Origin of the sequence: Mycobacterium simulans (assembly GCF_900232995.1) — a bacterium.
Lineage (GTDB): Bacteria > Actinomycetota > Actinomycetes > Mycobacteriales > Mycobacteriaceae > Mycobacterium > Mycobacterium simulans.
On record NZ_OCVX01000005.1, the window covers coordinates 589,877 to 614,881 of the forward strand.

The 25,005-nt window shown below is 64.2% G+C and carries 15 protein-coding genes and 4 pseudogenes; 10 read left to right on the forward strand and 9 right to left on the reverse strand.

Translation table 11 applies throughout. The features are described from left to right. Positions 1-65: 65 nt before the first annotated feature. Positions 66-441 (forward strand): annotated as a pseudogene (locus tag MSIMFI_RS21335) (cbb3-type cytochrome c oxidase subunit I); the annotation flags it as partial. 17 nt (positions 442-458) lie between these two features. On the opposite strand, the gene MSIMFI_RS21340 reads toward MSIMFI_RS21335, so the two are convergent. Beyond that, positions 459-800 (reverse strand): hypothetical protein, encoded by a 342-nt coding sequence (locus MSIMFI_RS21340; protein ID WP_396820519.1) that lies wholly within the window; start codon positions 798-800, stop codon positions 459-461. 78 nt (positions 801-878) lie between these two features. Between MSIMFI_RS21340 and hisN the strand changes: the two genes are divergently transcribed. From hisN to MSIMFI_RS29380, 4 genes and pseudogenes are all read left to right on the forward strand, one after another. After that, the gene (gene hisN, locus MSIMFI_RS21345; protein ID WP_191499012.1) at positions 879-1,667 is read left to right on the forward strand and encodes a histidinol-phosphatase; all 789 of its coding nucleotides are present in this window, start codon (positions 879-881) and stop codon (positions 1,665-1,667) included. A 76-nt stretch (positions 1,668-1,743) separates the two neighbouring features. Then, positions 1,744-3,147, forward strand: a complete 1,404-nt coding sequence (locus MSIMFI_RS21350; protein WP_191499013.1) for an acyl-CoA dehydrogenase family protein — start codon at positions 1,744-1,746, stop codon at positions 3,145-3,147. A gap of 20 nt (positions 3,148-3,167) precedes the next feature. Continuing rightward, positions 3,168-4,373 (forward strand): acyl-CoA dehydrogenase family protein, encoded by a 1,206-nt coding sequence (locus MSIMFI_RS21355; protein WP_191499014.1) that lies wholly within the window; start codon positions 3,168-3,170, stop codon positions 4,371-4,373. A gap of 671 nt (positions 4,374-5,044) precedes the next feature. Continuing rightward, positions 5,045-5,692: pseudogene (locus tag MSIMFI_RS29380) on the forward strand (PE family protein); the annotation flags it as partial. A gap of 299 nt (positions 5,693-5,991) precedes the next feature. On the opposite strand, the pseudogene MSIMFI_RS29800 reads toward MSIMFI_RS29380, so the two are convergent. Continuing rightward, positions 5,992-6,264: pseudogene (locus tag MSIMFI_RS29800) on the reverse strand (cellulose binding domain-containing protein); the annotation flags it as partial. On the opposite strand from MSIMFI_RS29800, the gene MSIMFI_RS29040 reads away from it, so the two are divergent. Then, entirely contained in the window at positions 6,233-6,517 is a 285-nt protein-coding gene (locus tag MSIMFI_RS29040; RefSeq protein WP_263597429.1) for a hypothetical protein, read from the forward strand. The pseudogene MSIMFI_RS29800 and the gene MSIMFI_RS29040 overlap by 32 nt on opposite strands. 8 nt (positions 6,518-6,525) lie before the next feature. Here the strand turns inward: MSIMFI_RS29040 and MSIMFI_RS29805 are convergent. From MSIMFI_RS29805 to MSIMFI_RS21400, 7 genes and pseudogenes are all read right to left on the reverse strand, one after another. Further along, positions 6,526-6,747 (reverse strand): annotated as a pseudogene (locus MSIMFI_RS29805) (PE family protein); the annotation flags it as partial. A 191-nt stretch (positions 6,748-6,938) separates the two neighbouring features. Next, positions 6,939-7,712, reverse strand: a complete 774-nt coding sequence (locus MSIMFI_RS21375) for a class I SAM-dependent methyltransferase (protein WP_224770367.1) — start codon at positions 7,710-7,712, stop codon at positions 6,939-6,941. A 65-nt stretch (positions 7,713-7,777) separates the two neighbouring features. Beyond that, positions 7,778-10,642 (reverse strand): MMPL/RND family transporter, encoded by a 2,865-nt coding sequence (locus MSIMFI_RS21380; RefSeq protein ID WP_191499016.1) that lies wholly within the window; start codon positions 10,640-10,642, stop codon positions 7,778-7,780. A 9-nt stretch (positions 10,643-10,651) separates the two neighbouring features. Beyond that, positions 10,652-12,034 carry an aminotransferase class I/II-fold pyridoxal phosphate-dependent enzyme gene (locus tag MSIMFI_RS21385; RefSeq protein ID WP_191499017.1) on the reverse strand — a complete coding sequence of 461 codons (1,383 nt, stop codon included), beginning with the start codon at positions 12,032-12,034 and terminating at the stop codon, positions 10,652-10,654. Continuing rightward, positions 12,031-18,396 carry a type I polyketide synthase gene (locus tag MSIMFI_RS21390; RefSeq protein ID WP_191499018.1) on the reverse strand — a complete coding sequence of 2,122 codons (6,366 nt, stop codon included), beginning with the start codon at positions 18,394-18,396 and terminating at the stop codon, positions 12,031-12,033. The genes MSIMFI_RS21385 and MSIMFI_RS21390 overlap by 4 nt, the downstream gene beginning before the upstream one ends. A gap of 493 nt (positions 18,397-18,889) precedes the next feature. Then, entirely contained in the window at positions 18,890-19,444 is a 555-nt protein-coding gene (locus MSIMFI_RS21395; RefSeq protein WP_224770352.1) for a nitroreductase/quinone reductase family protein, read from the reverse strand. Between the two features lie 228 nt (positions 19,445-19,672). Further along, on the reverse strand, positions 19,673-20,539 hold the full coding sequence (locus MSIMFI_RS21400) for an oxidoreductase (protein ID WP_191499019.1): 867 nt from the start codon (positions 20,537-20,539) through the stop codon (positions 19,673-19,675). Between the two features lie 23 nt (positions 20,540-20,562). Between MSIMFI_RS21400 and MSIMFI_RS21405 the strand changes: the two genes are divergently transcribed. The 4 genes from MSIMFI_RS21405 to MSIMFI_RS21420 all read left to right on the forward strand — a co-directional run bounded on the left by MSIMFI_RS21405 (position 20,563) and on the right by MSIMFI_RS21420 (position 24,993). Beyond that, positions 20,563-21,570 carry an acrylyl-CoA reductase family protein gene (locus tag MSIMFI_RS21405; RefSeq protein WP_191499020.1) on the forward strand — a complete coding sequence of 336 codons (1,008 nt, stop codon included), beginning with the start codon at positions 20,563-20,565 and terminating at the stop codon, positions 21,568-21,570. Between the two features lie 21 nt (positions 21,571-21,591). Further along, on the forward strand, positions 21,592-22,563 hold the full coding sequence (locus MSIMFI_RS21410; RefSeq protein ID WP_191499021.1) for an NADPH:quinone oxidoreductase family protein: 972 nt from the start codon (positions 21,592-21,594) through the stop codon (positions 22,561-22,563). Between the two features lie 330 nt (positions 22,564-22,893). Then, positions 22,894-24,099 (forward strand): CaiB/BaiF CoA transferase family protein, encoded by a 1,206-nt coding sequence (locus MSIMFI_RS21415; RefSeq protein ID WP_224770368.1) that lies wholly within the window; start codon positions 22,894-22,896, stop codon positions 24,097-24,099. Positions 24,100-24,108: 9 nt separating this feature from the next. Continuing rightward, positions 24,109-24,993 carry a hydroxymethylglutaryl-CoA lyase gene (locus MSIMFI_RS21420; protein WP_191499122.1) on the forward strand — a complete coding sequence of 295 codons (885 nt, stop codon included), beginning with the start codon at positions 24,109-24,111 and terminating at the stop codon, positions 24,991-24,993. Positions 24,994-25,005: the final 12 nt, after the last annotated feature.

Here is a 25,005-nt window from a genome sequence, read left to right on the forward strand (position 1 = left end):
GAGTGCCATAGGTCCCTAGGACCCGACTGCGAGACCTAGCGTTAGCCAGCGCGATAACGCCCTCGTCGGCGGCCGAGGTCATCCCACTGACCTTCCTGACCGTGGAAGCGTGGGCGTTCCTGCAACTGGGAGCGCTCCAGCAGTCCGGAGACGCCACCCGTTCCCACCCGCTGGGCGGTGATGTTCCTTGTCGCGGTGGGCTTCTGGAATTTCCTGGGCGCGGGTTTCTTCGGCTTCCCGATCATCCTGCCGGTGGTGTCCTACTACCAGATTGGGACAGCGCTGACGGCCAACCACGGGCACCCCGCCATAATGGGCGTCTACGGCATGCTCGCCGTCGGCCTGACCATGTTCGCGTTCCGCTATGTGATCTCGCCCGACAAGTGGCCGGAGAAGCTGGCGCGAATATCGTTCTGGTGCATGAACATTGGCCTGGCATGGAGCCAGATCCGCCGCCGTTACGTCTCGGGCTGTTCCTCGGGCGGCTCCTCGGGTGCGAACTTCCAGTTGTCCGGATTGTTCGGCGAATATACGACCGGAAGCAGTTGGCCCACCGTCGGCCAACGATCGATGCTGACGACCATCCGCTGATACACAGCGTGCTCACTCACGGTGGGTCCGTTGATGACCCCGGCGATGATGACGTACTGCTCGCCGACACCGTCTGGCGGCGAGCTGACTCCGGTCACCAACAATGTGCCACTCGCCAGGGCTCCGCGCGGCCCGCGCGGAATGATCCGCGGAGCAAGAAACACCAACAGAACCGCCACCAGCAGGATCAGTATGGCAAATTCCCACATGCGGCCCATGGTAGGACTGCGGGTATGAGCCGCACCGGCGACGATGCAGAGCGAAAGCGATGAGGAGGAGCGGTGCAGATGACTGAGACCGATCTGACATTCGCGCTGGCGTTGGCCGACCGCGCGGACGTCGCAACTCGCGCCCGATTCGGTGCGCTGGACCTTCGTATCGAAACCAAGCCGGATCTGACCCCGGTAACCGATGCCGATCGAGCGGTCGAAGCCGACTTGCGCCAGGTGATCGCCCGCGACCGGCCCGGCGATAGCGTCCTGGGCGAAGAGTTCGGCGGAACGGCCACCTTCAGCGGACGGCAGTGGATCGTCGACCCGATCGACGGCACCAAGAACTTCGTTCGCGGGGTGCCGGTGTGGGCCCGTTTGATCGCGTTGCTGGAGGACGGTGTGCCGTCGGTCGGCGTTGTAACTGCGCCGGCACTACGCCGACGTTGGTGGGCGGCGCGCGGTCGGGGCGCGTTCGCATCGGTCGATGAAGCACAGCCACGCCGCCTATCGGTTTCCTCGGTGGCAGAGCTGGATTCGGCGAGTTTGTCGTTCTCGAGTCTCTCGGGATGGGCACAGCGGGGCCTGCGCGAACGCTTCATCGAGCTGACGGATGCCGTATGGCGAGTACGCGCCTACGGCGACTTCCTGTCGTACTGCCTGGTGGCCGAGGGCGCCGTCGATATCGCCGCCGAGCCGGAAGTGTCGTTGTGGGATCTTGCCGCCCTCGACATCCTGGTGAGTGAGGCGGGCGGGCGGTTCACCAGCCTGGACGGCACCGCCGGACCGCACGGCGGTGACGCGCTGGCCACCAACGGCCTACTGCACGAACGGGTGCTCAGCCACCTTCGACCAGGTGTGAATTAGCTAACACGTCGCTACTTATCTTACTCAGGAGTAAGATACGGTTATTCGCATCGCCCCAACGACCGAGGCCGCTGACATGACCGACACCACGTCTGCAAAACCCACTCGCTCACGCCCCCGCCGCCCCAAACGGCGTGGCCGCCAGACCGGAATCGGGATGCAGCCACACAAGCGCACCGGGACCGACATCGCAATTGCGCTCCTGACCCCGATCGTCGGCCAGGAGTTCTTGGACAAGTACAACCTGCGCGATCCGCTGAACCGGACGCTGCGCTACGGCGTGAAGACGACGTTCTCCACCGCCGGCGCCGTCACCCGACAGTTCAAGCGGGTGCAATGCCTGCGCGGTGGACCGACCCGGCTGAAGTCCAGCGGCAAGGACTACTTCGACCTGACGCCCGACGACGACCAGAAGCTCATCGTCGAGACCGTCGATGAATTCTCCAAAGAGGTACTGCGACCGGCCGCGCACGACGCCGACGAAGCCGCGGCCTACCCGCCCGATCTGATTGCCAAAGCCGCCGAATTGGGCATCACTGCAATCAACATCCCTGAAGATTTCGACGGTATCGCCGAGCATCGCTCCAGCGTGACCAACGTGTTGGTCGCCGAGGCGTTGGCGTACGGCGATATGGGACTGGCGCTGCCGATCCTCGCACCCGGTGGCGTCGCCTCGGCGCTAACGCATTGGGGCAGTGCGGATCAGCAGGCCACTTACCTCAAAGAGTTCGCCGGCGAGAATGTCCCGCAGGCCTGTGTGGCGATCGCCGAGCCTCAGCCGTTGTTCGACCCCACCCGGCTGAAGACCACCGCGGTGCGCACCCCATCCGGTTACCGGCTCGATGGGGTGAAGTCATTGGTTCCGGCGGCGGCCAACGCCGAGTTGTTCATCGTGGGCGCACAACTGAACGGCAAGCCCGCGCTATTCATCGTCGAGTCGTCGGCCAAAGGGTTGACCGTCAAGTCGGACCCGAGCATGGGAGTTCGCGCGGCAGCCCTCGGCCTGGTTGAACTGTCCGGTGTTGCGGTGCCGCAGTCCGCCCGGCTGGGCGAGGACGAAGCCACGGATGACGACTACTGCGAGGCGCTCGCGCTGGCTCGGCTGGGCTGGGCGGCGCTGGCGGTCGGTACCTCGCACGCCGTGCTCGATTACGTCGTCCCGTATGTGAAGGAACGCCAAGCTTTCGGTGAGCCCATCGCCCGCCGTCAAGCGGTTGCCTTCATGTGCGCCAACATCGCCATCGAGTTGGACGGGCTACGGCTGATCACCTGGCGCGGCGCGTCCCGCGCGGAGCAAGGCCTGCCGTTCGCCAGGGAAGCCGCTCTGGCCAAACGGCTCGGCTCCGACAAAGGCATGCAAATCGGCCTGGACGGCGTCCAGCTGCTGGGCGGCCACGGCTACACCAAAGAGCACCCGGTCGAGCGCTGGTACCGCGACCTGCGGGCCATCGGTGTCGCCGAGGGTGTTGTCGTTATCTGATACGAGCTGAAAGTTTAGTCATGGCAATCAATCTGGAGCTACCGCGCAAACTGCAAGCGGTGATGCACAAGACACATCAGGGCGTCGCGGAACTGGTGCGGCCGATCGCCCGCAAATACGACCTGAAAGAGCACGCCTATCCGGTCGAGCTCGACACCCTGATCAATCTGTTCGAGGGAGCCTCGGAATCATTCGCATTCGCCGGAGCCGACGCGCTTCGCGACGAGGAGGAAACCAGGGACGAAAACCACAACGGCGCCAACATGGCCGCACTTGTGCAGACGTTGGAGGCCAGCTGGGGCGATGTCGCGATGATGCTGTCCATCCCGTATCAGGGGCTGGGCAACGCGGCCATCTCCGCGGTCGCCACGGACGAGCAGCTGGAACGGTTGGGCAAGGTCTGGGCGGCAATGGCCATCACCGAGCCGGGATTCGGGTCGGACTCGGCAGCCGTCTCGACGACGGCCACCCTGGACGGCGACGAGTACGTGATCAACGGCGAGAAGATCTTTGTCACCGCCGGCTCGCGCGCCACCCACATCGTGGTGTGGGCCACGCTGGATAAGTCGCTGGGCCGCCCGGCAATCAAATCGTTCGTTGTGCCGCGCGAGCATCCCGGTGTCACGGTGGAACGCCTCGAGCACAAGCTCGGCATCAAGGGTTCCGATACCGCCGTGATCCGGTTCGACAACGCCCGCATCCCCAAGGACAATCTGCTGGGCAACCCGGAGATCGAAGTCGGTAAGGGTTTTGCGGGGGTGATGGAAACCTTCGACAACACCCGGCCGATCGTCGCCGCAATGGCCGTTGGAATCGGCCGCGCCGCATTGGAGGAAATCCGCAAGATCCTCACCAATGCCGGGGTGGAGATCGACTACGACAAGCCCGCAAACGTCCAAACCGCGGCTGCGGCAGAGTTTTTGCGGATGGAGGCCGACTGGGAGGCCAGCTACTTGTTGTCGCTGCGCGCGGCCTGGCAGGCCGACAACAACATCCCCAACTCCAAAGAGGCTTCGATGAGCAAGGCCAAGGCTGGCCGGATGGCCAGCGACGTCACCCTCAAGTCTGTCGAATTGGCAGGCACCACAGGCTATTCCGAGCAAACGCTGTTAGAGAAGTGGGCTCGCGACTCCAAGATCCTGGATATCTTTGAGGGGACGCAGCAGATCCAGCAGCTGGTGGTCGCCCGCCGACTGTTGGGCCTGTCGTCGTCCGAACTGAAGTAGTCGCGTTTGTACCAGTCGACCTCGTCCGACTACGCCGTCGTGAAGTTTCCTATCCCTGCCAATAGAGAACAGCCGCAAGGCGTCCGCCCGGCCTGAACCAGGCAGACACGTCGAATCAGTCATCTGTCTTTGTTGGTCAATCCGTTTCTTAGCACCCACGAAAGCCGTCGTCATCGGCTCCGTCGACTGACACCCAGAGCGACACGTAGCGACTTCCGCGACAAGATGCGTGGTTACCCCATGGGCCAGCGCCAGTCCAGCCATCTACAAGCTGATGGTCTCTAGCGCCGGCTACACACTCGAACGCTTCGAGGCCCTGGCTCACGGTGACCCGCCAAACCATGCTTCTTTGACCCGGTCGCGGCCGCGACGCATCCCTCGTGCAGAAGCGCCATGGTATGGAAGCTTCTTAATAAACGATTGCATCGACCGCAAATATTGCACACGGCACTAACGAAGTGGATCCAGCCAGCGTCTCGAGCACGGGTGCACGCAGCGCGACGCGGCTCGGCAACCGGCGATGTCGCGACCCCTGACGGGAACCGCCAACGCTTCTACTTGATGCAAGATTTTATTCAAAACCTTCTACTAGACGCCCCACTACATCCGGCGCACCTGCTGGGAGCACCAGCTAAACGGCCTGTTGTTCAGGTGTGGTGGGAGGAAAGACGATGTCGTTTGTCAATGTGGCACCGGACTTTGTAACGGCCGCGGCTTCGGATCTGGCTGGCATTGGCTCTGCGATCAGCGACGCCAACTTTGCGGCCGCACGCTCGACAACTGCGATTGCCGCCGCGGGTGCTGATGAGGTATCGGCCGCGATCGCGGCATCGATCGCCACCCACGCGCAGCAATATCAATCCCTGAGCACGCAAGCGGCGACCTTCTATGACCGGTTTGTGCAGGCGTTGGCTACTGCCGGAGGCTCCTATGTGGCTGCAGAAGCCGTTAACGCTTCCCCGTTACAGACCTTGGAGCGCGACGTGCTGGCCGTGATCAATGGGCCCACCGAGGCGCTGTTCGGGCGCCCGCTCATCGGCAACGGCGCCAACGGGACGGCACCAGGACAGGCCGGCGGAGCTGGTGGGCTGCTGTATGGCAACGGCGGTAACGGGGCGGCCGGCGCCAATGCCGGGATGGCCGGTGGCGCCGGAGGTGCTGCAGGGCTAGTGGGCAGCGGCGGGGCCGGCGGAGTTGGTGGCGCCGGCGCGGCCGGCGGTTCTGGCGGCGACGGTGGCTGGTTGTGGGGCAATGGCGGCGCCGGTGGGACCGGCGGGATTGCCGGTGGGCTCGGCGGTAATGGCGGTAATGCGTGGTTGCCGATATGGGGCGAGACCCCCCCCGTCGCCCCCCCCCCGGTCCCCCCGCCCGTAGCCCCGCCCCCGGTCGTGCCCCCCCCGGTAACCCCCCCCCCGGTGGTGGCACCGCCGCTGGTGCCGCCACCGGTCGTGCCACCACCGGTCGTGCCACCACCGGTCGTGCCACCACCGCTAGTGCCACCACCGGTCGTGCCACCACCGCTGGTGCCACCGCCGGTGGTGCCGCCACCGCTGACTGGTTCTCCGTTGACCACCAAATTCGTCGGTGCCGAGTACGCACCGGTCTGCGAGGCCTGGAAGCCGACGGTAACCGAACCGCCCGGTGCAATCGTCTGCGTCCACGACTCAGGGGTCACGACGTAGTGCGTACCGGACTGGGCAACCTGCCCGCTCCACAGACTCGTGATGGATTCATTTGCGGGAAGATCGAATTCGAGCTGCCAGTTGGTCAGCGGAGTCGTACCCGAATTTTTGATCGTGTAACTGGCCACAAAGCCGCTATCCCAGTGCGACCCCACCGCGTACGTCACCCCTACCCCGGTGGCCCCGCCTGTGGTGGCGCCGCCGGTCACAGCACTGGTGGTTACGGTGCTGCCGCCAGTGGTGCCGCCGCTGGTGGTAGCCGTGCCACTGGCGGCGGCACTGGCGGTTACGCCGCCGTCACTGCTGCCGCCGGTGGTGCCGACACCGCTGGTTGCGGCGCTGCTGCCGCCGCCGGTGGGCATAGTCGTATCGCTGAGCGCCTCCTGCGTGACGCCCTGTAACGGCGACGCGTTGGTCGCCTCCGCTGTCGCATACGACTGCGAATTCCCGGTCAAGGTCTGAACAATCCGGGCCTGAAACGCCGCAACTTGGGCGTTCACGGATTGATATTCCTGACCAAACCTCCCGAACAACGCCGCGATTGACGCCGACACCTCATCGGCGGCGGCCGGCATCAACCCGGTAGTCGATGCCACCGTCGCCGCACTGACAGCGCGCAGCGCTCTGCCAATGCCCTCCAAATCTGCCGCCGCCGAAGCTAATACCTCCGGCACTGCCACCACATACGCCATAGCCGTCTCCTAATCAACATTCACGACCATCGGCGGCAGGTGGAGTATCGCAACCATAGGCCGACAGTCGGATCATGTCTAGGCCCTGTGGTGTACGAACTGCGGTGTGATTCTTCGATTTATTGCTTAACACGGCTTACTATCGCGGTCGACGTGCACAAGGCGGTCGTCCGAGCCCGCATAGCGGGAAATTAGAGCGCCGTTCGAAAACTGTGCACGCAGTAGCCATCTCGCACACTCTTGAGAATGGTCCTGAACAACAGTCCAGGCACCCAGAGCACGCCGAAGTCGCGTGCGCGGCCCACGATCGAGATCGGATCGTCGTTGTGCTGATAGCCGTTGCCAAGAAACAAGTATTCAGGCTGAGGCTCAAGCAATTTGAATTCACTGCCGAGGGCGGTGATGGCTTCGTAAGCCTTGCCCATGTGCTTTTCAAAGAACGTTTTGTTCATCAGGTCGCAGATCAGGGTGTGCATCGGCAGCGCTTCGCGCAGCGCTTGCAGCAAATCGATTACTTGCACGCGATTTAGATACATGAACACCCCTTCCATCACGATCAAGGTGTTCGCGCCAGGATCGCAGGCACGCAACGCGGTTAGCAGTTCGTCGTTGTCGAACTCCACAGCGATGCGCTGCAAGGGGTTGGGGCAGTCCTGTTCCGGTAGCCGAGCATTCTTGTGCTCGATGATGGCTGGTTCATCGATCTCAAACCAGCGGCCGCCGGCGATCCGAAATGCGCGGCTGTCGAAGCCGGCACCGATGTTGACGACCTGCAGATCCGGATCTGCTTTCAGATGCGCAGCGATCTCATCCTGGAAGATCCGCGACCGCACCACGGTGCTGACATTTTGTCGGGACGAACCGTGAAACATCGCAAAGATCGCCCGACCTTCGTCAGTCAAGAGATCGTCGGCGTAGATGTCGGCGCATATCGATCGCGCCGACCGCGCGTCTGCGGCGCGCATGCCACAGCAATAGAAGGCGGTCTTAGAGATCGGCGTCAAGCCTGGTTCTGTTGCGGTTTCAATGCTCACCTGGTTGCACCTTTCACGAGCCCGGAGATTGCCGAAGCCATGGAAATGTCAGGAATTTCGACAGATCCTGGGACGAAGGGTCGCGGCCACCAAAGCCAACGACCAAGCAAAGCAATCAGCGACGGCAGGATGAAGCTGCGAACAACCAGGGTGTCCAACACCAGCCCGACGCCGATCGTGGTGCCGATTTGCGCGACGCTCAGTACGCTGCTCGACGCGAGCGCGAACATCGTCATCCCGAACACAAGTCCGGCGGTTGTCACCACACCACCCGTGGCGGCGAAGGCTCGAACGATACTGATACGTGGCCCTGCGCAACGTTCTTCCCGGATGCGTAACGCCAGGAGCAGGTTGTAGTCGGAGCCAACAGCGACCAGCGCACCGAACGCGATCGGCGGTACCGCCCAATGCAATTCATGACCAAGCAGCTGTTGCCAGATCAACGCGCTGGCGCCGAGCGCCGCGGCATAGGAAATCACGACGGTGCCGACCACCACGAAGCCGGCGACCGGGCTCTTTAGTAGCAGCGCAACGATCGCGAAGACAACGATCAGTACTGCGGCCGCAAGCAATGTGAAGTCCCCGCGCTCCAGACCCTGCAGGTCGTGCGTGGCAGGCCCGACGCCCGCCAGTTCGACAGCGGTCGGCTTCAAGGTGCCCTCCTTGGTCGACTCCCGGATTGCGGACTTGATCTCGCGAACACGTTGGGCGCCATCACTTCCCCACTCGTGCCCGTCGCCGAAGACCAGTAGAACCGTGGCACGCCCGTTTGGGGAGATGAATTCGTCTAGCACTTCGCGCATGAGCGGGTCCGTCATGGCTTTGCTGGAGACGTAGTAGCCGGTACCGGGGCTGCCCTGGAAAGCGTCGGCCAGGTCGTGCAGGTACCCGGACAGTTGTCGTATCGGCGAGCTGACGCCGTCGACGAGTTGCTTCAAGCTTGCCGTCGCCGTTCGGGCCCGCTGCAATTCAACGGCCACACCGTTCAATACGTTTGGTAGCTCAGCCAACCCGGCTTCGGAGGTAGCAGACCCGGTGGCGAGCTGTCCTGCGCTGTTGGTCAGCTGCGTGGAGCTCTCGACGACGGTGTCCGCCCACTGCACCATTCCTTGGACATCCGCACATAACGGGTTCATCGAGCAGTTCGGTATTTGGGTGGTGAAACTTCGCAAGGGAGCCAAGTTCTGGGAGACATCGTCGATGGTGCCCGCGAGCCTGGTCATCGCGTCGTGCATCCGCGCGGCGGCCGACGTCACCTCGCCAAGTCCGGCGGCACCGCGGTGCAGTCCGCTCCGAAACCCATCCAGCGCCGTTGCCATTTGACCGAGTGAGGCGTCCAGGTCATTGAACGTCGCCTGCCGCGACGTGAGCTGTTGGAGGGCATCGTCCAGCCGATCGCCAATGGTTCCCGCTTGAGCGGTCAGGGTAGCTTCCTGCGGAACTGTCCCGTCGGGACGACTCGCTGACTGCACCCTGCGTACGCCCGGAATTGCCATAATCGCGCTGGTGATTCGTTCGACAGCAACCAGGCCCGCGGGGTTGCGGATGTCGTGATCCATTGCGATGGTGACGACGTCGGGCAGCAGTTGATTGGGGGCGAAGTGACGATCGACCGCCTGGTACCCGCGGTTGGATTCAGCGTCGGCCGGGGTTGACGCGGTTTCGTCCCAACCAATATGTAGCCCGCACAGCGGAATCGCCAGCGCAAGTATCAATGCGCCGCTGGTTACCAGTATCGGCCCCGGCCACCGCGCCACCGCCACCCCGATGCGTCGCCATCGGCGCGCTATTGCAGGACGTTGCGGCTTGAGCAGACCCCGGCGTTCCGCTACCGCGATCAGCGCTGGTGTCAACGTCAGCGCCGCCAGCATCGCGGTGACAACACCTACGGCACAAGCGATTCCGTTGGTGCGAAAAATGCTGATGCGCGCAAAAGCCAGGCACCCGAATGCTGTGGCCACGGTCAGCGCCGATCCCACAATTACTGGCGCCACGCCCCGGTGGGCGTCTTCCAGCGCCTCCGCCGGGGCAACATGCTGCCGTCGCCGTTCGTGGTAACGCCCGAGCAGGAAGATCCCGAAGTCGGTCCCGGCGCCGAGAACCACCCCGGCACCCAGTGCAATCGACAACGGTGAGACCTCAATGAGGTTGTGGTCGCCGAGGATGGCAAGGATCGGCCGGGCCACCGCTAACGCCAAGCCGACCGACGCCAGCGGCACCATCGCGGTGATAAGGGATCGATAGACGATCAGTAAGAGAACTAGGAGCGCCACCGCCGTTGCCGTCGAGATGGTAACCGTCTGCCTGTCGATAGCCCCAAACTCGTCCATGATGGTTGCGCCTGGACCGGTGACATAGACGTGCAGTCCGTCCGGTGGATGCAGCCGTGCCACGATGTCGCGCATGGCGGTTATCGACTGTCTGGCTTGCGATGTTCCAATCATTCCCGATGGACGTGCCACTGCTATCGCCACGTTATGGTCATTGCTCACCGCAGACTCTGAAGCCGCCGGGGTGCCCCACCAGTCCATGACATCGCTAACATCGCGCGAATCGCTGCGCAACGCCGCGATCAGCTGATCGTAGAATTTGCGGTCACGATCATTGAGGGGCGCGCCGCGTTGCAGGACCACGTATCCGATGTTGTCGGTGCCCTTTTGAGAGAGTGCCGCTGCCGATCGTTGCACTGCAAGCGAACTCGCAGCATCGGCAGGCAGCAGTGGCCGCTCGTGGGCGGCGACCACGCGTTCCAGTTGCGGGACAAAGGTGTTCGCCACCCCGGCAACCAGAACCCAGGCGACGATGACCCATAGGGCGTAGCGATGGCTATATCGTGCGAGCGCGGTGAAGGCATTGGCCATGCTCGCGGCTCACATCGTGAGAGCGGCACCGACGTCGGTGGCTAATGCAACCACCTCCGCGACCAGGTCGGCTGTTGTTACCAATTGCTCCTGGCTGTGCTCGCTTGTGACGAAGAAGCGCAGCCGTTCCTGGCCCGGGCCGACACCCGGAGCTGCCACCGGGCCGACGTAGACGCCGCGTTGCAGCAGCAGCGAAGACGCGTACAACACTTGAATCTCGCCCGGCACCAACACCGGTACGATCGGTGTGCCCTCTGAGAACCCCAGGTTGAGATTGCGCTCGCGCAGTGCGGCTGTGAATAGCTTGGCGTTGTGCCACAGCTGCGAAACCCGCTGAGGCTCGCTCTCAAGTACCTCAAGTGCCGCAAGTGCGGCTGCTGCGGCACTCGGTGGCGGTCCGACGGTAGGGGTGGCCACAGGCGAGGTGTGCGGGGCTTGAACGATCTCGGCACTCCCGGCAATGACCCCGCCGCAACTGCCCAACGCCTTGGACAGGCAGCCCATCCAGATGTCCACGGCGTCGCCGGGCAGTCCAAAGTGTTCGCGTACGCCGTGCCCGTGGGCGCCAAATACCCCTATCGAGTGCGCCTCATCCACCATTACCGCACAGTCGAATTCACGTGCAACTGCTGCGATCTCGGGAAGCCTCCCGACGTCGCCGTCCATGCTGTAGTGGCCCTCGATGACGACGAGTACTCGGTCGAAACGCTCGCGCGACATGCGCAGCACACCCCGTAAGGACTCCGGGTCGTTGTGGCGGAACGTCATGCTGCGCGCACCCGCCCACCGTGCACCGGTGACCACGCTCGAGTGGATGAGCGCATCGGCCACGACGGCGTCGCGTTCGCCGAGGAGGAATCCGATAACTCCGGAATTCGTGAGGTATCCACTCGTGGCGATGATGGCCGATTCCACGTCATAGATTTCAGCCAGCCTGCGTTCCAGTCGAGGGTAGATCTCGATCTCCCCGGACGTGATGCGGCTGGCCGAAGCCGAGGCGCCGTACTGGCCTACCGCATCCTGAACTGCCTTAATGACTTTCGGATGGTGAGCCATGCCAAGGTAGTTGTAGTTGGAGAAATTGGTCGTGGCCCCGTAGGGACCTTCGATGACGGAGGTGTTGGGCCCTTGCCTCGGGATGAACAACGGATTCGGCATCCCGGTCAGCTCGCCCATCGTCAGCGCGCGCGCCGCGCGCTCGCGGGCGGCAACGACACCAGTCTGATCGCCGAACTGTCGGCCCGTGTCGCGTCGCGGCTTGCCAACTGCGGGCGGTGCCTTGACGGCCGGGGTCACCTCTGCCGCCGACGCCGTCGTGTCGGCGCCGTCCGAGTTGGCGAGCAAACTGCGCGCGATGTCGCGCGCGGAATTGCTTGTCAGACCTGCGGTCATGCTGCTACGACTCCTGTTCCCGTGGTGATTACTTCGGCGATGTGCGATCCCGCCTGCCGAAGGTCGAAGGTGCGTCCCATTTGCAGCGTGGCCAGATGCACACCAAGCGCTTGACTGGCGCGGGCACCGAACTCCACGGCCATAAGTGAGTCCAGGCCGAGTTCGGTTACCGGGATGTCGATCTCGATCGACTCGGCCGATACACCCATGACGGCGGCAAGCTGTTCCGCGAGCATGTACGCCACCACCTCGCCGCGCTTGCCCTCGTCGAGCGCGGCCAGGTTGGCGCGCAGGCGTTCCCCGGTCGAATTCGCGTCGGCCGCGGCGGAAACGAGCGCGGCGGTGCGTAGCAGGTTCCGTAAGTGGCCTACCGTGGCGTTCACCTTGGACCAGTTGATCGGGATGATCGCCGCTTGCGTGATGCCCAATCGCATCGCCGCTTCCAAATAGATTGGACCGTCGTCCATGTCGATCGGATCAAAGCCGGCGGCATTGAGATACCGCGCGGCCGTCTCGTCGGAGGCCATACCGCCCGCCAAACCCGACATGTGGCCCCAGCCGATGCAGATCGCGGACTGCCCTTGGCGAACGATCTCTTCGGTAAGACACTGCAACGCGAGATTGGCGGCCGTGTAACTGAACTGCCCCATGGTGCCCAACATCGAACCGCCAGAGGAGTAGAACGCGAACTGGTCAAGTGTGATCCCAGCGTCGGCGACGGCAGCCCACAGCGCACGAGCGCCCTGGACCTTGGCGTCGTAGACACGCTTGAGGCTTTCCAGTTCCAGATCAGCGACCCGCTGATCGGCAACGGCACCCGCGGTATGGAAAATGCCACGCAACGGGCGCTCGGCGCGGTGGCTGCGGCGCACCAGCGCCTTCACCGCGTCGGCGTCGGTCACGTCGAGCAATTCCTCGGTGACCTCGATCCCCACCGTCCGCCACTGCGCCAGTTGCTTTTTCGCTATCTCTGTTGTCGCGCCGCTCCTGCCGACCAGGATTAGGTGTCGGGCGCCCCGCCGGACCAGCCACCGTCCGGTCGCCAGTCCGAATCCGCCGTATCCGCCGGTAATCATGTAGGCGGCTTCGGGGTCGGTGACGACCTCCTGCCAACTGGGCCGCACCGCTGGCGCGACGTCGTTGAGCCGAACCGCAACGCGACCGGTCCGGTCCGAGCGGAATACCTCCTCGCATGCCCGCGCTAGGTCCGCGGTGCCGAAAACCTCCACCGACAGCGGCTGGTAGGTGCCGTTGCTGAACTTTTCGCAGATGCTGGTGATCAGCTCCACGAAGCCCGCCGAGTCGTGAGCCAGCATTCGGTCCATGTCGATCGAGAAGTAGCCGACGTTCTTGTCGAACGCCGCCAAATCCAAAGTGCCACCTTGGTAGATGTCGGCCTTGCCGACCTCCACGATGCGGCCGAACTCGGCGACCGCATCGAAGTTGTGGCGCAGGATCTCCCCTGGCGCGCTGCTGATGATCACGTCGGCGCCGTGGCCGTTGGTGATCTCGTACACGTCCTCGACGAAATTCAGCGAACGTGAATCGATCACATGGTCAGCGCCGGCGGCCAGCGCATAGGCACGGCGTTCATCCGTTCGGGCGGTACCGATAACCGCTGCGCCGCGCGCCTTGGCGACCTGAATCGCAGCCGATCCCACGCCGCCGGCAGCACCATGAATCAGCACCGTCTCACCCGGCTGCAATCGCGCCAAGGTCAGCAGCGAACGCTCGGCAGTGAGAAACGCGGTGATGCTGGTGCAGTGCTCGGGACGGATGCCGCCGTGCCCCGAAGCCGGCAATAGCTTCCCGCACAACGCCGCCTCGGCGAGGTGATACCGGGTCAGCATGCCCTTGGCTGCGGTAATGACAACGTCTCCAACCTGAGGCTCGCTGACGTCGGGTCCGACGCGGGTCACCACCCCGACGCCTTCCATACCCAACTCCGTGCCGAAATGTGTTGGCGCCAACTCTCGTTCACCCAGAAGGCCGAGCACCTTGATAGCGTCCTTATAGTTCAAGCCGACGACCTGCATGCGCAGCTCCACTTGACCGCGGCCCGGCGACCGCCGCGGGCAGCGCCGCCAACCGAGTTCTGACATGATTCGCGACTTTGGAACCTCGACAGTGAAGTTTGCTTCCGGGTCGTGGAGCGGCTCGATCTTGGCCATCTCGCCGAGCCGCTGCGACAACGTACGCATAATGACGGGAGTGAACCGTAAACCGCTGCGCAACAGCACTTCATCAGCCATGTCGTTGCTGAATGCGCCGGGCACCAGCAATTCCGAAACAAGGTCGGCCATGTTGGTGTCCGGGTCGACGTCAATCAGACGCCAACGCAACCGTGGCTGCTCGCCGACCATGACGCGCCGTGCTCCGGCCAGGCCGGCATGACTGGGGTTGGGCACCGAAACATCGGTATGGTGGGCAAACGCTCGTTCGGTGACCAGGCTGACATAGAAGGAGTCGTCGCCAACCGAACCGTCGCCGAACACCGACTTCTCCTCGGATCCCGCGCCAGCCTGCTCGTCGAGAAACCTCTCGGTGGTGATGGCGATCCGTTGCAGCGCCCACAGCGCGCCGGTGTCGTCGGTGATATGCCCCGCAACGACACAGACATGAAGTCGCGGACGATCCCGTGACACGTCCCAGAGCTGTTGCATGAGTTGGGCTTCGGCATCTGCCTCAAGGCCCACCCCGGCAGTCCACTCGTGGTAGGTGGCGTGCGGCAGGTTGTCGCACAGTTCCTGGGCCCGCGCGTGCGGCCCGTCCCCAACTGCCACCACCAACGTCGCGGTCTGCTCAGCGGGCACCAGCGCATCGAGGCTGAGCGGATCACGTAGATCCCAAACCTCTTCGTAGAAGAGCGGATCCATGTGGTCCAGCGCCCCACGTCCGGGAGTGATGGAGCCGAATCGAACGCCGACAATCTGCATGCATGCGCGTTGTTCGGTGTCGAGGATCACGATGTCGGCGCACATCGGTTCGGTGACGTGCCGGCGGGCGATCACGGTCACGTCATCGGTGAATGGGGCGAAGGCACGGATCGCATCGACCGCGATCGGCACCACGGTTCCGTAAGTGCGACCAACGGCTTGGTCAATGAGTGGAGCCACGGTTTGCAACGCAGCATCAATGACGCAGGGATGAGCCAAGTGCCTTGTCACGTCGGACTCTGGCCTTGCGTCTACGGTGGCGACCGCCTCGATGGCGCTGGCGTGTAGCGACCGGATGCGCTGAAAGTTCGGGCCGGTGGTCAGTCCTCGAGTACCCAGAACCGCGTACAGCGCCGCCGGAGCGATCTCCGTCATGTCGCGGGTGTCGGGGACGGAATGTTTTGTGACCAGGTAAGTTCCGTCAACCAGGCGGCCGGTGGCGTGGACCGTCCACGCGGTGTTGGCGGCGGCGCGAGAGCGAATGGTGAACCGGCGACTCGGTTCATCGAACTCGGTGCGCAGTATGGTGCCGTCTGCCGGGTCGACAATTAACGGCGCGACGAACCGCACATCTTCGGCCGTCACGGTGTTGGCTCCGGTGCGCGCTGCGGCGGCGCTCAGGGCGGCATCTAGATACGCTGCGCCAGGAATCAAGCAGGCGCGATTGACAACGTGATCCGCGAGCCACGGCAGCGATTGCCCACTTACTCGCAGTTCCCAGGCGAGCCGGTCATAGAGGTCTGGATCGCCGAGCATCGAGTAACCGTCGGGCGTGCCGTACTTGGCTTGCACGTGTTCGGGTAGCTCTTGGTGCAAGAGTTGTCGCTGCCAGGGGTAGTGCGGAAGATGGTAATGCGCTGCGGGTTTCGTGAACAGGTCGGCTGGATCCAGATGCCCGGCCACGTAAAGTCCGGCGATCGTTTGCCGGATGCTTTCAGCGTCCGGGCGGTTACGATCCAGGGTTGAAACCGTGGTGCCCGATTCGCCTTCTGCCAGCAAGATTTCGCGAATGTTCGCTGACAGGACGGGGTGTGGGCCGACCTCAACAAAGATGCGGTGTCCGGCACGGATCAGTGTCTTGACCGCATCGGCGAATCGCACAGGTTGGCGTACGTTGTCGCACCAGTAGTCGGCATCCCAGTTGGTGGCGGCTTCGCTGGTAACCGAGGAGTACAGGGGGACGCTCGGTTGTTGCGGTGCGATGTCCGCGAGCACGGCCCGCAGTTCGTCGAGGATTGGGTCCATGCGGCGGCTGTGGTAGGGCACTTCCACCCGCAGCATCCGAGTGAAAATGCCACGGTCACTTAAGCTCTCGGAGAGGCTTTCCAAGTCACGCGGATCGCCGGCAACCGTCACCGATGACGGGCTGTTGATTGCCGCCACGTCGACTTCGGTGTATTCGTGCAGCAGCGGTCGGACCTCATCGACCGGCAACCCCATTGCGAGCATGCCGCCGGTCCCGGCCGTAGTGGCCTGCAGCCTCCCGCGATGATGGGAAACCCGGAGCGCGTCCTCCAATGACAGCATCCCGGCTACATAAGCCGCGGAGACCTCACCGACGCTGTGCCCGACCACAACGCTCGGCGTGATTCCGAACGTGGCCAGTTCATGCGTGAGTGCGACCTGGACAAGGAAGTTCGCCGGCTGCGCGATCGCTGTTGAAGCAATCTGTGACTCGTCCTCGGGGCGCAGCAGTTCTTCGATGATGGACCAGCCCGCGATACCTGTGAACACCTCGTCAATGCGAGCCGCTTCCGATGCGATCGCGCCACCGGCGTTAAGCAGGTCGCGGCCCATCGCCCACCATTGCGGCCCCATACCGGAGAACACGAACACCGAACCGGCAGAGCGGCCCACCACCGATCCGACGGGGGCAGCGCCGGACGAGATCTTGCGCAGCCCCTCGGCGAGATCCTCGGCATCAGAGAACGCGAGTCCGGCTCGATGGCGGTGGTGCGCCCGGCGCGTCCATGCCGCCTTGAGGAAGTGGTCAAGATCCGTCGTTGATTCCAGCAGCTCGGCGTACGTACCGGCCAGTGCACGTGCTGCGGCCTCGCTACGCGCCGAAAGCGGAAACACGTTTATGTCGGGGCGACTCGACGCCAGGGGAAGCGGCGTCTGCGAGGCTGATGAGCTCTGTGGTTCGGTGAGAATTGCATGTGCATTGGTGCCGCCGTAGCCAAAACCATTGATTGCGACCGTCATCCGCTCGACGTCGGCACCAACCTTCTCCGCCTCGAGCTGAACCGCGATCCGCAGATCCTCGAACGGAATGTCGGGATTGGGATCCTCGAACCAGCCTTGTGGCGGCAGCGTTCGATGGTAGACGGCTAGCGCGCCCTTGATCACGCTGGCGACGCCGGCGGCCGCCTCGGTGTGCCCCAAGGTCGACTTCACCGACCCCACCGGAAGGCGTTCGTTGCGCCCTTCAACGGCGCCGTATACCCGTCCGAGCGCACGCAACTCCACCGGATCACCGACCGGCGTTCCGGTGCCATGCGCCTCCACGTAGGTGACCCGATGTGGGGCGATGCCGGAGCGTTCGCACACCGAACGCGCCAGTGCCTCTTGGGAATCCAAGCTGGGAACGGTGATCGCGGTCGTTCGGCCGTCCTGATTGGAACCGGTGGCTTCCACGACCGCGTAGATCCGATCCCCATCGCGCACGGCGTCGTCGAGCTTGCGGAGCAAGACCATCCCGGCTCCTTCGCCCCGGCCATAGCCGTCGGCGGATGCCGAAAACGACTTGCAACGTCCGTCAGTAGCCAGGAATCCGCCCTTGCACATCGTGACGAACGTTTCCGGCTGCAGCATCATGTTGACCCCGCCGACCAGTGCCATGTCGCAATCACCATTGGAAATCCCTTGGCATGCAAGATGAAACGCCACCAGCGACGACGAGCACGCGGTGTCGACGGTGAGCGCGGGCCCCTTCAGGTTTAGCGCATACGCCAGTCGATTCGACAGCATGGTGAACGAGGCGCTAGCCGCCGAGTGCATATTGACGTGGGCCAGGGCCGAACCCGAAACCGCGTTGATCACGTGATCGGTGGTAAATGCGCCGACATAAACACCGACCGCCTGGCCCGATACCTGGCCTGCCACGCCGGCGTCGTCGAGTGCTTCCCACGCGACCTCCATGATCAGTCGTTGCTGTGGATCCAGGGTCGTTCCTTCGCGCGGCGAGATGCCGAAGAAGTCCGAATCGAACTGCCACGGATCGCATTCCAGGAATGCGGCTCGCTTGGTGTACATCCGTTCGGCGGCGCGCTTGTCCGGGTCGTAGTAACGCCGATAGTCCCAACGCTCCGCCGGTATGTCCACCACACCGTCGCCCTTGCGCACCACAAAGTCCCAGAACGACTCCGCGGAATCGATCCCGCCGGCGTACCGGCACCCGATCCCCACAATTGCGATACGACTCACTGCCGACACTCCTACGATAATTGTTTTGGCACAAGGCTTTCGACGCTGGACGCCACCGGGCCACCGGGGACTGACTACTAGCACCGGGGGATGTCAACCACCCCGCGCGCCAAGACATGTTGCTGCGCTGCACGCGTTGTCATATGCATCCGTTGCGATGCGCAACTGTTGCTTATGTAATCATTCGATTGTTTATATTAGGCCGTGGGTAGCTAGAACGCAAGAGGCATTATCGCCGGGGACAAATTCCTGACGACCCGTTGGATCAGACGAGCTGACGATCGCGCGCACCTCAGCAACCACCACAGCTACGGCGGCCCAGTAATTTGATTGTCCCGCAATATAATCCGCGGTCGAGTGTTGCCACGGAATTTCGCCGGCCAGACGCAATCGGGCCGGCACTTGCGAAAGATCGGCACGTCCAGTTAATGGATGGCTGCGTGGCGTGACGTTAGCTGGCTAGCCCGCGCAGTGGGAGATCAAACGCAGCGGCTCAGGCAGTCGCTACAGTCGCCTCCATGGGAGTCGTGACGTCCACCGGCTCGAAGACAAAGACGTAGCGCGCACCCCCGCGTTTTAGGTAGGTGTCATGCGCCGGCCACATAGCGATCAAGCTCGGCATGTTGCGGTCGATCTCTTCCTGTGTCGCAGACCGGGCGATATAGCTTGCGGCGGTTCCCTCGATCTCGATGCGCGCCCTGGGGTCAGAGCGCAGATTCTTGGGCCAGCTGCTGGCGGCTTCCAATCCGAAGTTCTCGCAAACGGCGACCACGTTCTTGCCGTCGAGCACGTAGAACACCGGAACCGTCCGCTTTTTGCCGGTCTTGTTGCCGGTAGTGGTGAGCAGCATCGTGGGCATTGCGCGGCCCAGCGCCGATAGCCGGCCCCGAGTCACTCGCAGCAGCGCCCGGTCGAACTTCGAACCAATGTGCTTCACATACAGCGAGAACCAGCGATAGTGGCCCAGCCACCGCATCATGCGGACGTATAGGCCATACAGCCCGTTCACCGTCGCACCCGCGTGAAAGCTGCGCTCAATGTCATTCATCCTGAACTCGCTTCGTTCGATAAGGGGGCGAGCACTCCTCGCCAGCGTTGCTATATGCAACTATTGCGCTATGCAAGCGTATGGTTACGCCATCGTAGGTTGCGACTTGCTAAAGCGCAACCATCCGCCGCCGACGTAGCGATCTCGGGCTCGCCGGAACCGGCGACAAAGCCGTCCACCTCGAGCACCAGCCGGCGGCATCATCGGCACTCGCCGAGCGGACAAGCATCAGCCAGCGACTGCATTGAGCCGCTCGCGGGTGTCATCGTCGAGCTCGATGTCCGCGACGGCGAGATTCTCCTCCAGGTGCCGCACCGACGAGGTGCCCGGGATCAGCAGCACATTGGGTGCCACATTCAGCGTCCACGCCAACGCGATCTGAGCCGGAGTCCGGCCCAATTGCGCGGCCGCCCGCTGGACCACGTCGTTTCCCAATACCGGGTTCGATGGCGCGAATGCCGATCCCAGTGGGAAGAACGGCACGAACGCAATGCCGCGCGCGGTGCATTCTTCCAACACCGGAGTCGATGTTCGGTGGACTAGGTTGAAAGCGTTTTGCACGCAAGCGATTTCCGTGCGCTGCAACGCGTGCAGCAGATGTTCGCGGGTGATTTCACTGAGCCCGATGCCGCCGATCAGCCCTTCATCGCGGGCCGCGATCATCGTCGAAAGCTGGTCGTCGAACAGCTGGTCCGGCCCCTCGCCACCCATCAGTCGTAGGTTGACCACCGCCAACCGGTCGACGCCGAGGGTGCGGAGGTTGGCTTCCAGATCCCGGCGCAGGTCGCCGGGATCTGGGAGCGGCAGCCAGGCGCCGGCCTCATCGCGGCGCGCGCCCACCTTGCTCACCAGCGCCAGGTTCTCCGGATACGGATACAGCGCCTCCCGGATCAGTTCGTTCGCGACATCCGGCCCGTAGAACTGTGCGGTGTCGATGTGATTGACGCCGAGCTCGACCGCCCGCCGCAGCACGGCCAGCGCCGCTTCGCGATCCCGCGGCGGACCCAACACGCCCGGGCCCGGCAGTTGCATCGCGCCGAAGCCGATGCGGGCAACCGAAAAGCGCCCAAGTGGGCCAAACGTAAAGGAATCCATCTTGTGAGGCTAGCGTCGAGGCCATGGACACATTTCAAGCGCTGGTGGCGCGCCAGGACGGCGACCGGATATCAGCATCGGTCGAGACACTCACCGAGTCCGACCTGCCGCCCGGTGAGGTGACGATCCAGGTGCTGTATTCCAGCGTCAACTTCAAGGACGCGCTGGCGCTGACCCCGGGCGGCGGCGTGGTGCGCAACTACCCCCCAACAGGGCTGGTGCCGGGCATCGACCTGACCGGCCAAGTCGTCGAGTCCCGGTCACCGGACTTCGCGGTCGGAGACAGCGTCCTCGCCCACGGTTACGAAATCGGCACCGGCCACCACGGCGGCTACGCCGAATATGCGCGGCTGCCGGCCGATCAGTTGGTGGCGCTGGGCGCCATAAGTCCGCATGACGGCGCCGCGATCGGTACCGCGGGCTTCACCGCCGCCATGAGCGTGCAGGCGCTCATCGACTGGGGCATTAAGGCCGACGCTGGACCCATCGTCGTCACCGGCGCCTCCGGCGGCGTCGGCTCGGTCAGCGTGGATCTATTGGCAGGTGCCGGCTATCAAGTGGTGGCCTCGACCGGCAAAAAGAGCGCCGTTGAACTACTGAAAGCCCTTGGCGCCGTGGAAGTTATCGGCCGGCTGCCCGCCGATCCCGACGCCCAACCGCGGCCACTGGCCAAGGCGCGCTGGGCGGCAGCGGTGGACTGTGTGGGCGGCGCGACGTTGGCGGATGTGCTCAGCGCCGTCGACTACCGCGGCGCGGTGGCCGCGAGTGGGCTCACCGGTGGCGCGGGCCTACACACCACGGTGATGCCGTTCATCCTGCGCGGCGTCGCATTGCTGGGCATCGATTCCGTACAGCTACCCATAGGTCCGCGACGCGAACTGTGGGCGCGGCTCGGCGATTCGTTGCGGCCGCGTCATCTGGGCCAGATCACCACCGAGGTCGATGTCAAAGACGTTGTCGGTGTGCTCGACCAGGTACGTGCCGGGGCGTTCACCGGCCGGGCTGTGGTGCGGGTCGCCGGCGGATTCTGAACCGGAAGTACGCTGTTCGCCATGCGCGCAGCACGGGTGACTCGACTGGATGGTCCCGACGCGGTTGAGGTGGCAGAGGTCGATGACCCCGCCCGCGATGGCGTCGTCGTCGGGGTGCCCGCCGCCGGGGTGGCGTTCCCCGATGCGCTGCTCCCCCGCGGCCTGTACCAGTACCGACCGGAACCGCCGTTCGTGCTCGGGGCCGAAATCGCCGGCGTGGTCCGTTCGGCACCCGATGCTGCGCGGGTGCGGCCTGGCGACCGTGTTGTCGGCCTGACCATGCTCACCGGCGGCATGGCTGAAATCGCGGTGCTGCCACGCGACCGGGTGTTCAAGCTGCCGGACAACGTCAGCTTCGAATCGGGTGCTGGCGTACTGTTCAACGACCTGACCGTGTATTTCGCGCTGAGCGTGCGTGGCCGATTGCAAACGGGCGAGACGGTGCTGGTGCACGGCGCAGCCGGTGGGATCGGCACATCTGCGCTGCGACTGGCGTCGGTGCTCGGGGCGTCCCGCGTCATTGCGGTGGTCAGCACCGAGGAGAAAGCCCAAATCGCAACCGCTGCTGGGGCAACCGATGTGGTGCTGGCCGAGGGTTTCAAGGACGCGGCCAAGGAGCTGACCGGCGGCCGCGGCGTCGACATAGTGGTCGACCCCGTGGGCGGTGACCGGTTCACCGACTCGCTCCGCTCGCTCGCCCCGGGGGGACGCTTGCTCGTCATCGGCTTCACCGGCGGTGACATACCAACCGTGAAGGTAAACCGGCTGCTGCTCAACAACATTGACGTGGTCGGTGTCGGCTGGGGCGCCTGGGCCGGGACCCCCCCCGGCGCGCTGACCGAACAGTGGGCCGCGCTGGAGCAGCTGCTCGCCTCGGGCAAGCTGTCCCCGCCCGAGCCGGTGGTCTACCCGCTCGAGGAGGCGGCCGCCGCGATCGCATCGCTGGAGAATCGCAGCGCCAAAGGGAAAGTCGTCCTGCGCGTTCGCGATTAGCCCCGCAAGTGTCCGCGACACTAACACCACACACAAGACACGCCGCGAAGCGTGTGCGTGGCTTGAGTCTGAGCGACGGCTGTTGCGCCCGTCGAGAAGCAAAGTAATGTCACTTTTAGTTTGGCAAAGATCCCCGGGAGCTAGCCATGGAATCCTTTGTCCACCTGCGAAAATGCAGCGACACGCGAGAATGACCATCACGAGGGCGTCGAGGACGACCAGCTGGGCCGCGGCGGCTTCACCGGGCGAACGGCCATCATGATGGCCCGCGAGAACTTCGCGAGAAGCGATGAGGTGGGGGCACCTCCCGCTTGCGGGGGAGAGCGGCGCATAGCAGCCACCGGGCCGCTCGACGGCATCCGGGTGCTCGAACTCGGCACCTTGATCGCCGGTCCGTTCGCCGGCCGGCTGCTCGGAGATATGGGCGCCGAGGTCATCAAGATCGAACCGCCTGGCGCTCCGGACCCGCTGCGCACCTGGGGCCAGGCCAAAGTCGACGGACACCACTTCTTCTGGACGGTGCACGCCCGCAACAAGAAGGCCGTCACGCTCGACCTTCGCAGGCCGCGTGGTCGGGAGCTGTTCCTTGAACTCGTCGCCAAATCCGACATAGTGGTGGAGAACTTCCGCCCGGGCACTCTGGAGAAATGGAACCTCGGTTACGACGAGCTTCGGGACCGCAATCCAGGCATCGTCCTGGTTCGGGTGTCCGGCTACGGGCAAAACGGACCCGAATCCCACAAGGCCGGTTACGCCTCCATGGCCGAGGCCGCCAGCGGCCTACGCCACCTCAACGGATTCCCCGGCGGGCCGCCGCCCCGACTTTCGGTATCGCTGGGCGACAGCCTCGCGGGCATGTTCGCCGCCCAGGGCGCTCTGGCCGCGCTGTACCGCCGCGGGATCACCGGGCAAGGCCAGGTGGTTGACGTGGCGCTCACTGAAGCCTGCTTGGCGGTCCAGGACTCCACGATCCCGGACTACGACGTCGCCGGCGTGGTGCGCGGCCCGTCCGGCACCCGGTTGGAGGGCATCGCGCCCTCCAACATCTACCGCAGTGCCGACGGCCACTGGGTGGTGATCGCAGCCAACCAGGACAGCGTCTTTGCCCGCCTGTGTCAAGCGATGGGCCGCCCAGAGCTGGCCACCGACGAGCGATTCGCCAACCACCGCGCACGCGGCCGCAACCAGGATGAGCTCGACGAGATCATTGGCGACTGGGCCGCGCAACGCAAACCCGGCGACATCATCGAAACGCTCAGCGCCGCCGGCGTGATCGCCGGGCCAATCAACACGGTCGCCGACGTCGTCATGGATCCTCAGCTGCGGGCCCGCGGAATGTTGGTCGATCACTATGACGAACGCATCGAGCGTAACGTGTTGGGCCCCGGGGTGGTGCCGGTGCTTTCCGAATCACCGGGCAGTGTCCGCCACGCCGGGCCCGCGCATCCGGGACAACACAACGACGATGTCTATGTCGGGCTGCTGGGCAAGACCGCCGCCGAGCTTACCGAATTGCGAGCTGAGGCGGTGATTTAACTGACGCACATCGACATCCGCGAGGTTTCGCTACGCGACGGCCTGCAGATCGAGAAGCCAATTCCGTTGTCGGCCAAGCTCGAACTGCTCGCCGCGGTTGCGGCCACCGGTGTGCGCGAGGTGGAGGCGACGGCGTTCGTGTCCCCGTCGAAGGTGCCGTCGATGGCCGACGCCGCTGAGCTCGCGGCCGAACTGCACAACTACCCCGACATCGAATTCTCCGCGCTGGTAGCCAGTCCCAACGGCGCCAAGCGGGCCATCGCCGCCGGACTACGCGCTATCGAATACGTCGTGGCGGCCGACGACTCATTCAGCACCGCCAACGTCGGACGGACCAGTGCCGAAGCCACCGCTCAGATCGGCGACATCGTCACCATTGCGCATAACAGCGACGTCTCCGTCGAGGTCATCGTCGCAACCGCATGGGACTCCCCCTTCGAAGGGCCTACCCCGCCGCGGCGGGTCCTCGACATCGCCGCGGCGGCGCGCGACCAAGGCGTCGATCGCTTCTCGATCGCCGACACGATCGGCACCGCCACCCCTGGACGGGTGACTTCACTGATCGCACAGCTACGTTCGATGATCGGCGACCTTCCGCTGGGCGGACACTTCCACAACACCCGCGGCGCCGGACTGGCCAGCGCCTATGCGGCCGTCAACTCGGGCGTCACTCGGCTGGACGCGTCGGTCGGCGGGCTCGGTGGTTGTCCATTCGCACCGGGGGCCACCGGAAATATCGCTACCGAGGATCTGGTGTACCTGTTGACCGACAGCGGTTTCGATGTCGACGTCGACCTGCACGCCGCCGTCGCCGCGGCTGGCGTGGCGAAATCAGTTGTCGGACATGACTTGCCGAGCGCTCTGTTACGTGCGGGAGACCGGATCAGAAACTGAAGTCGCCGTACG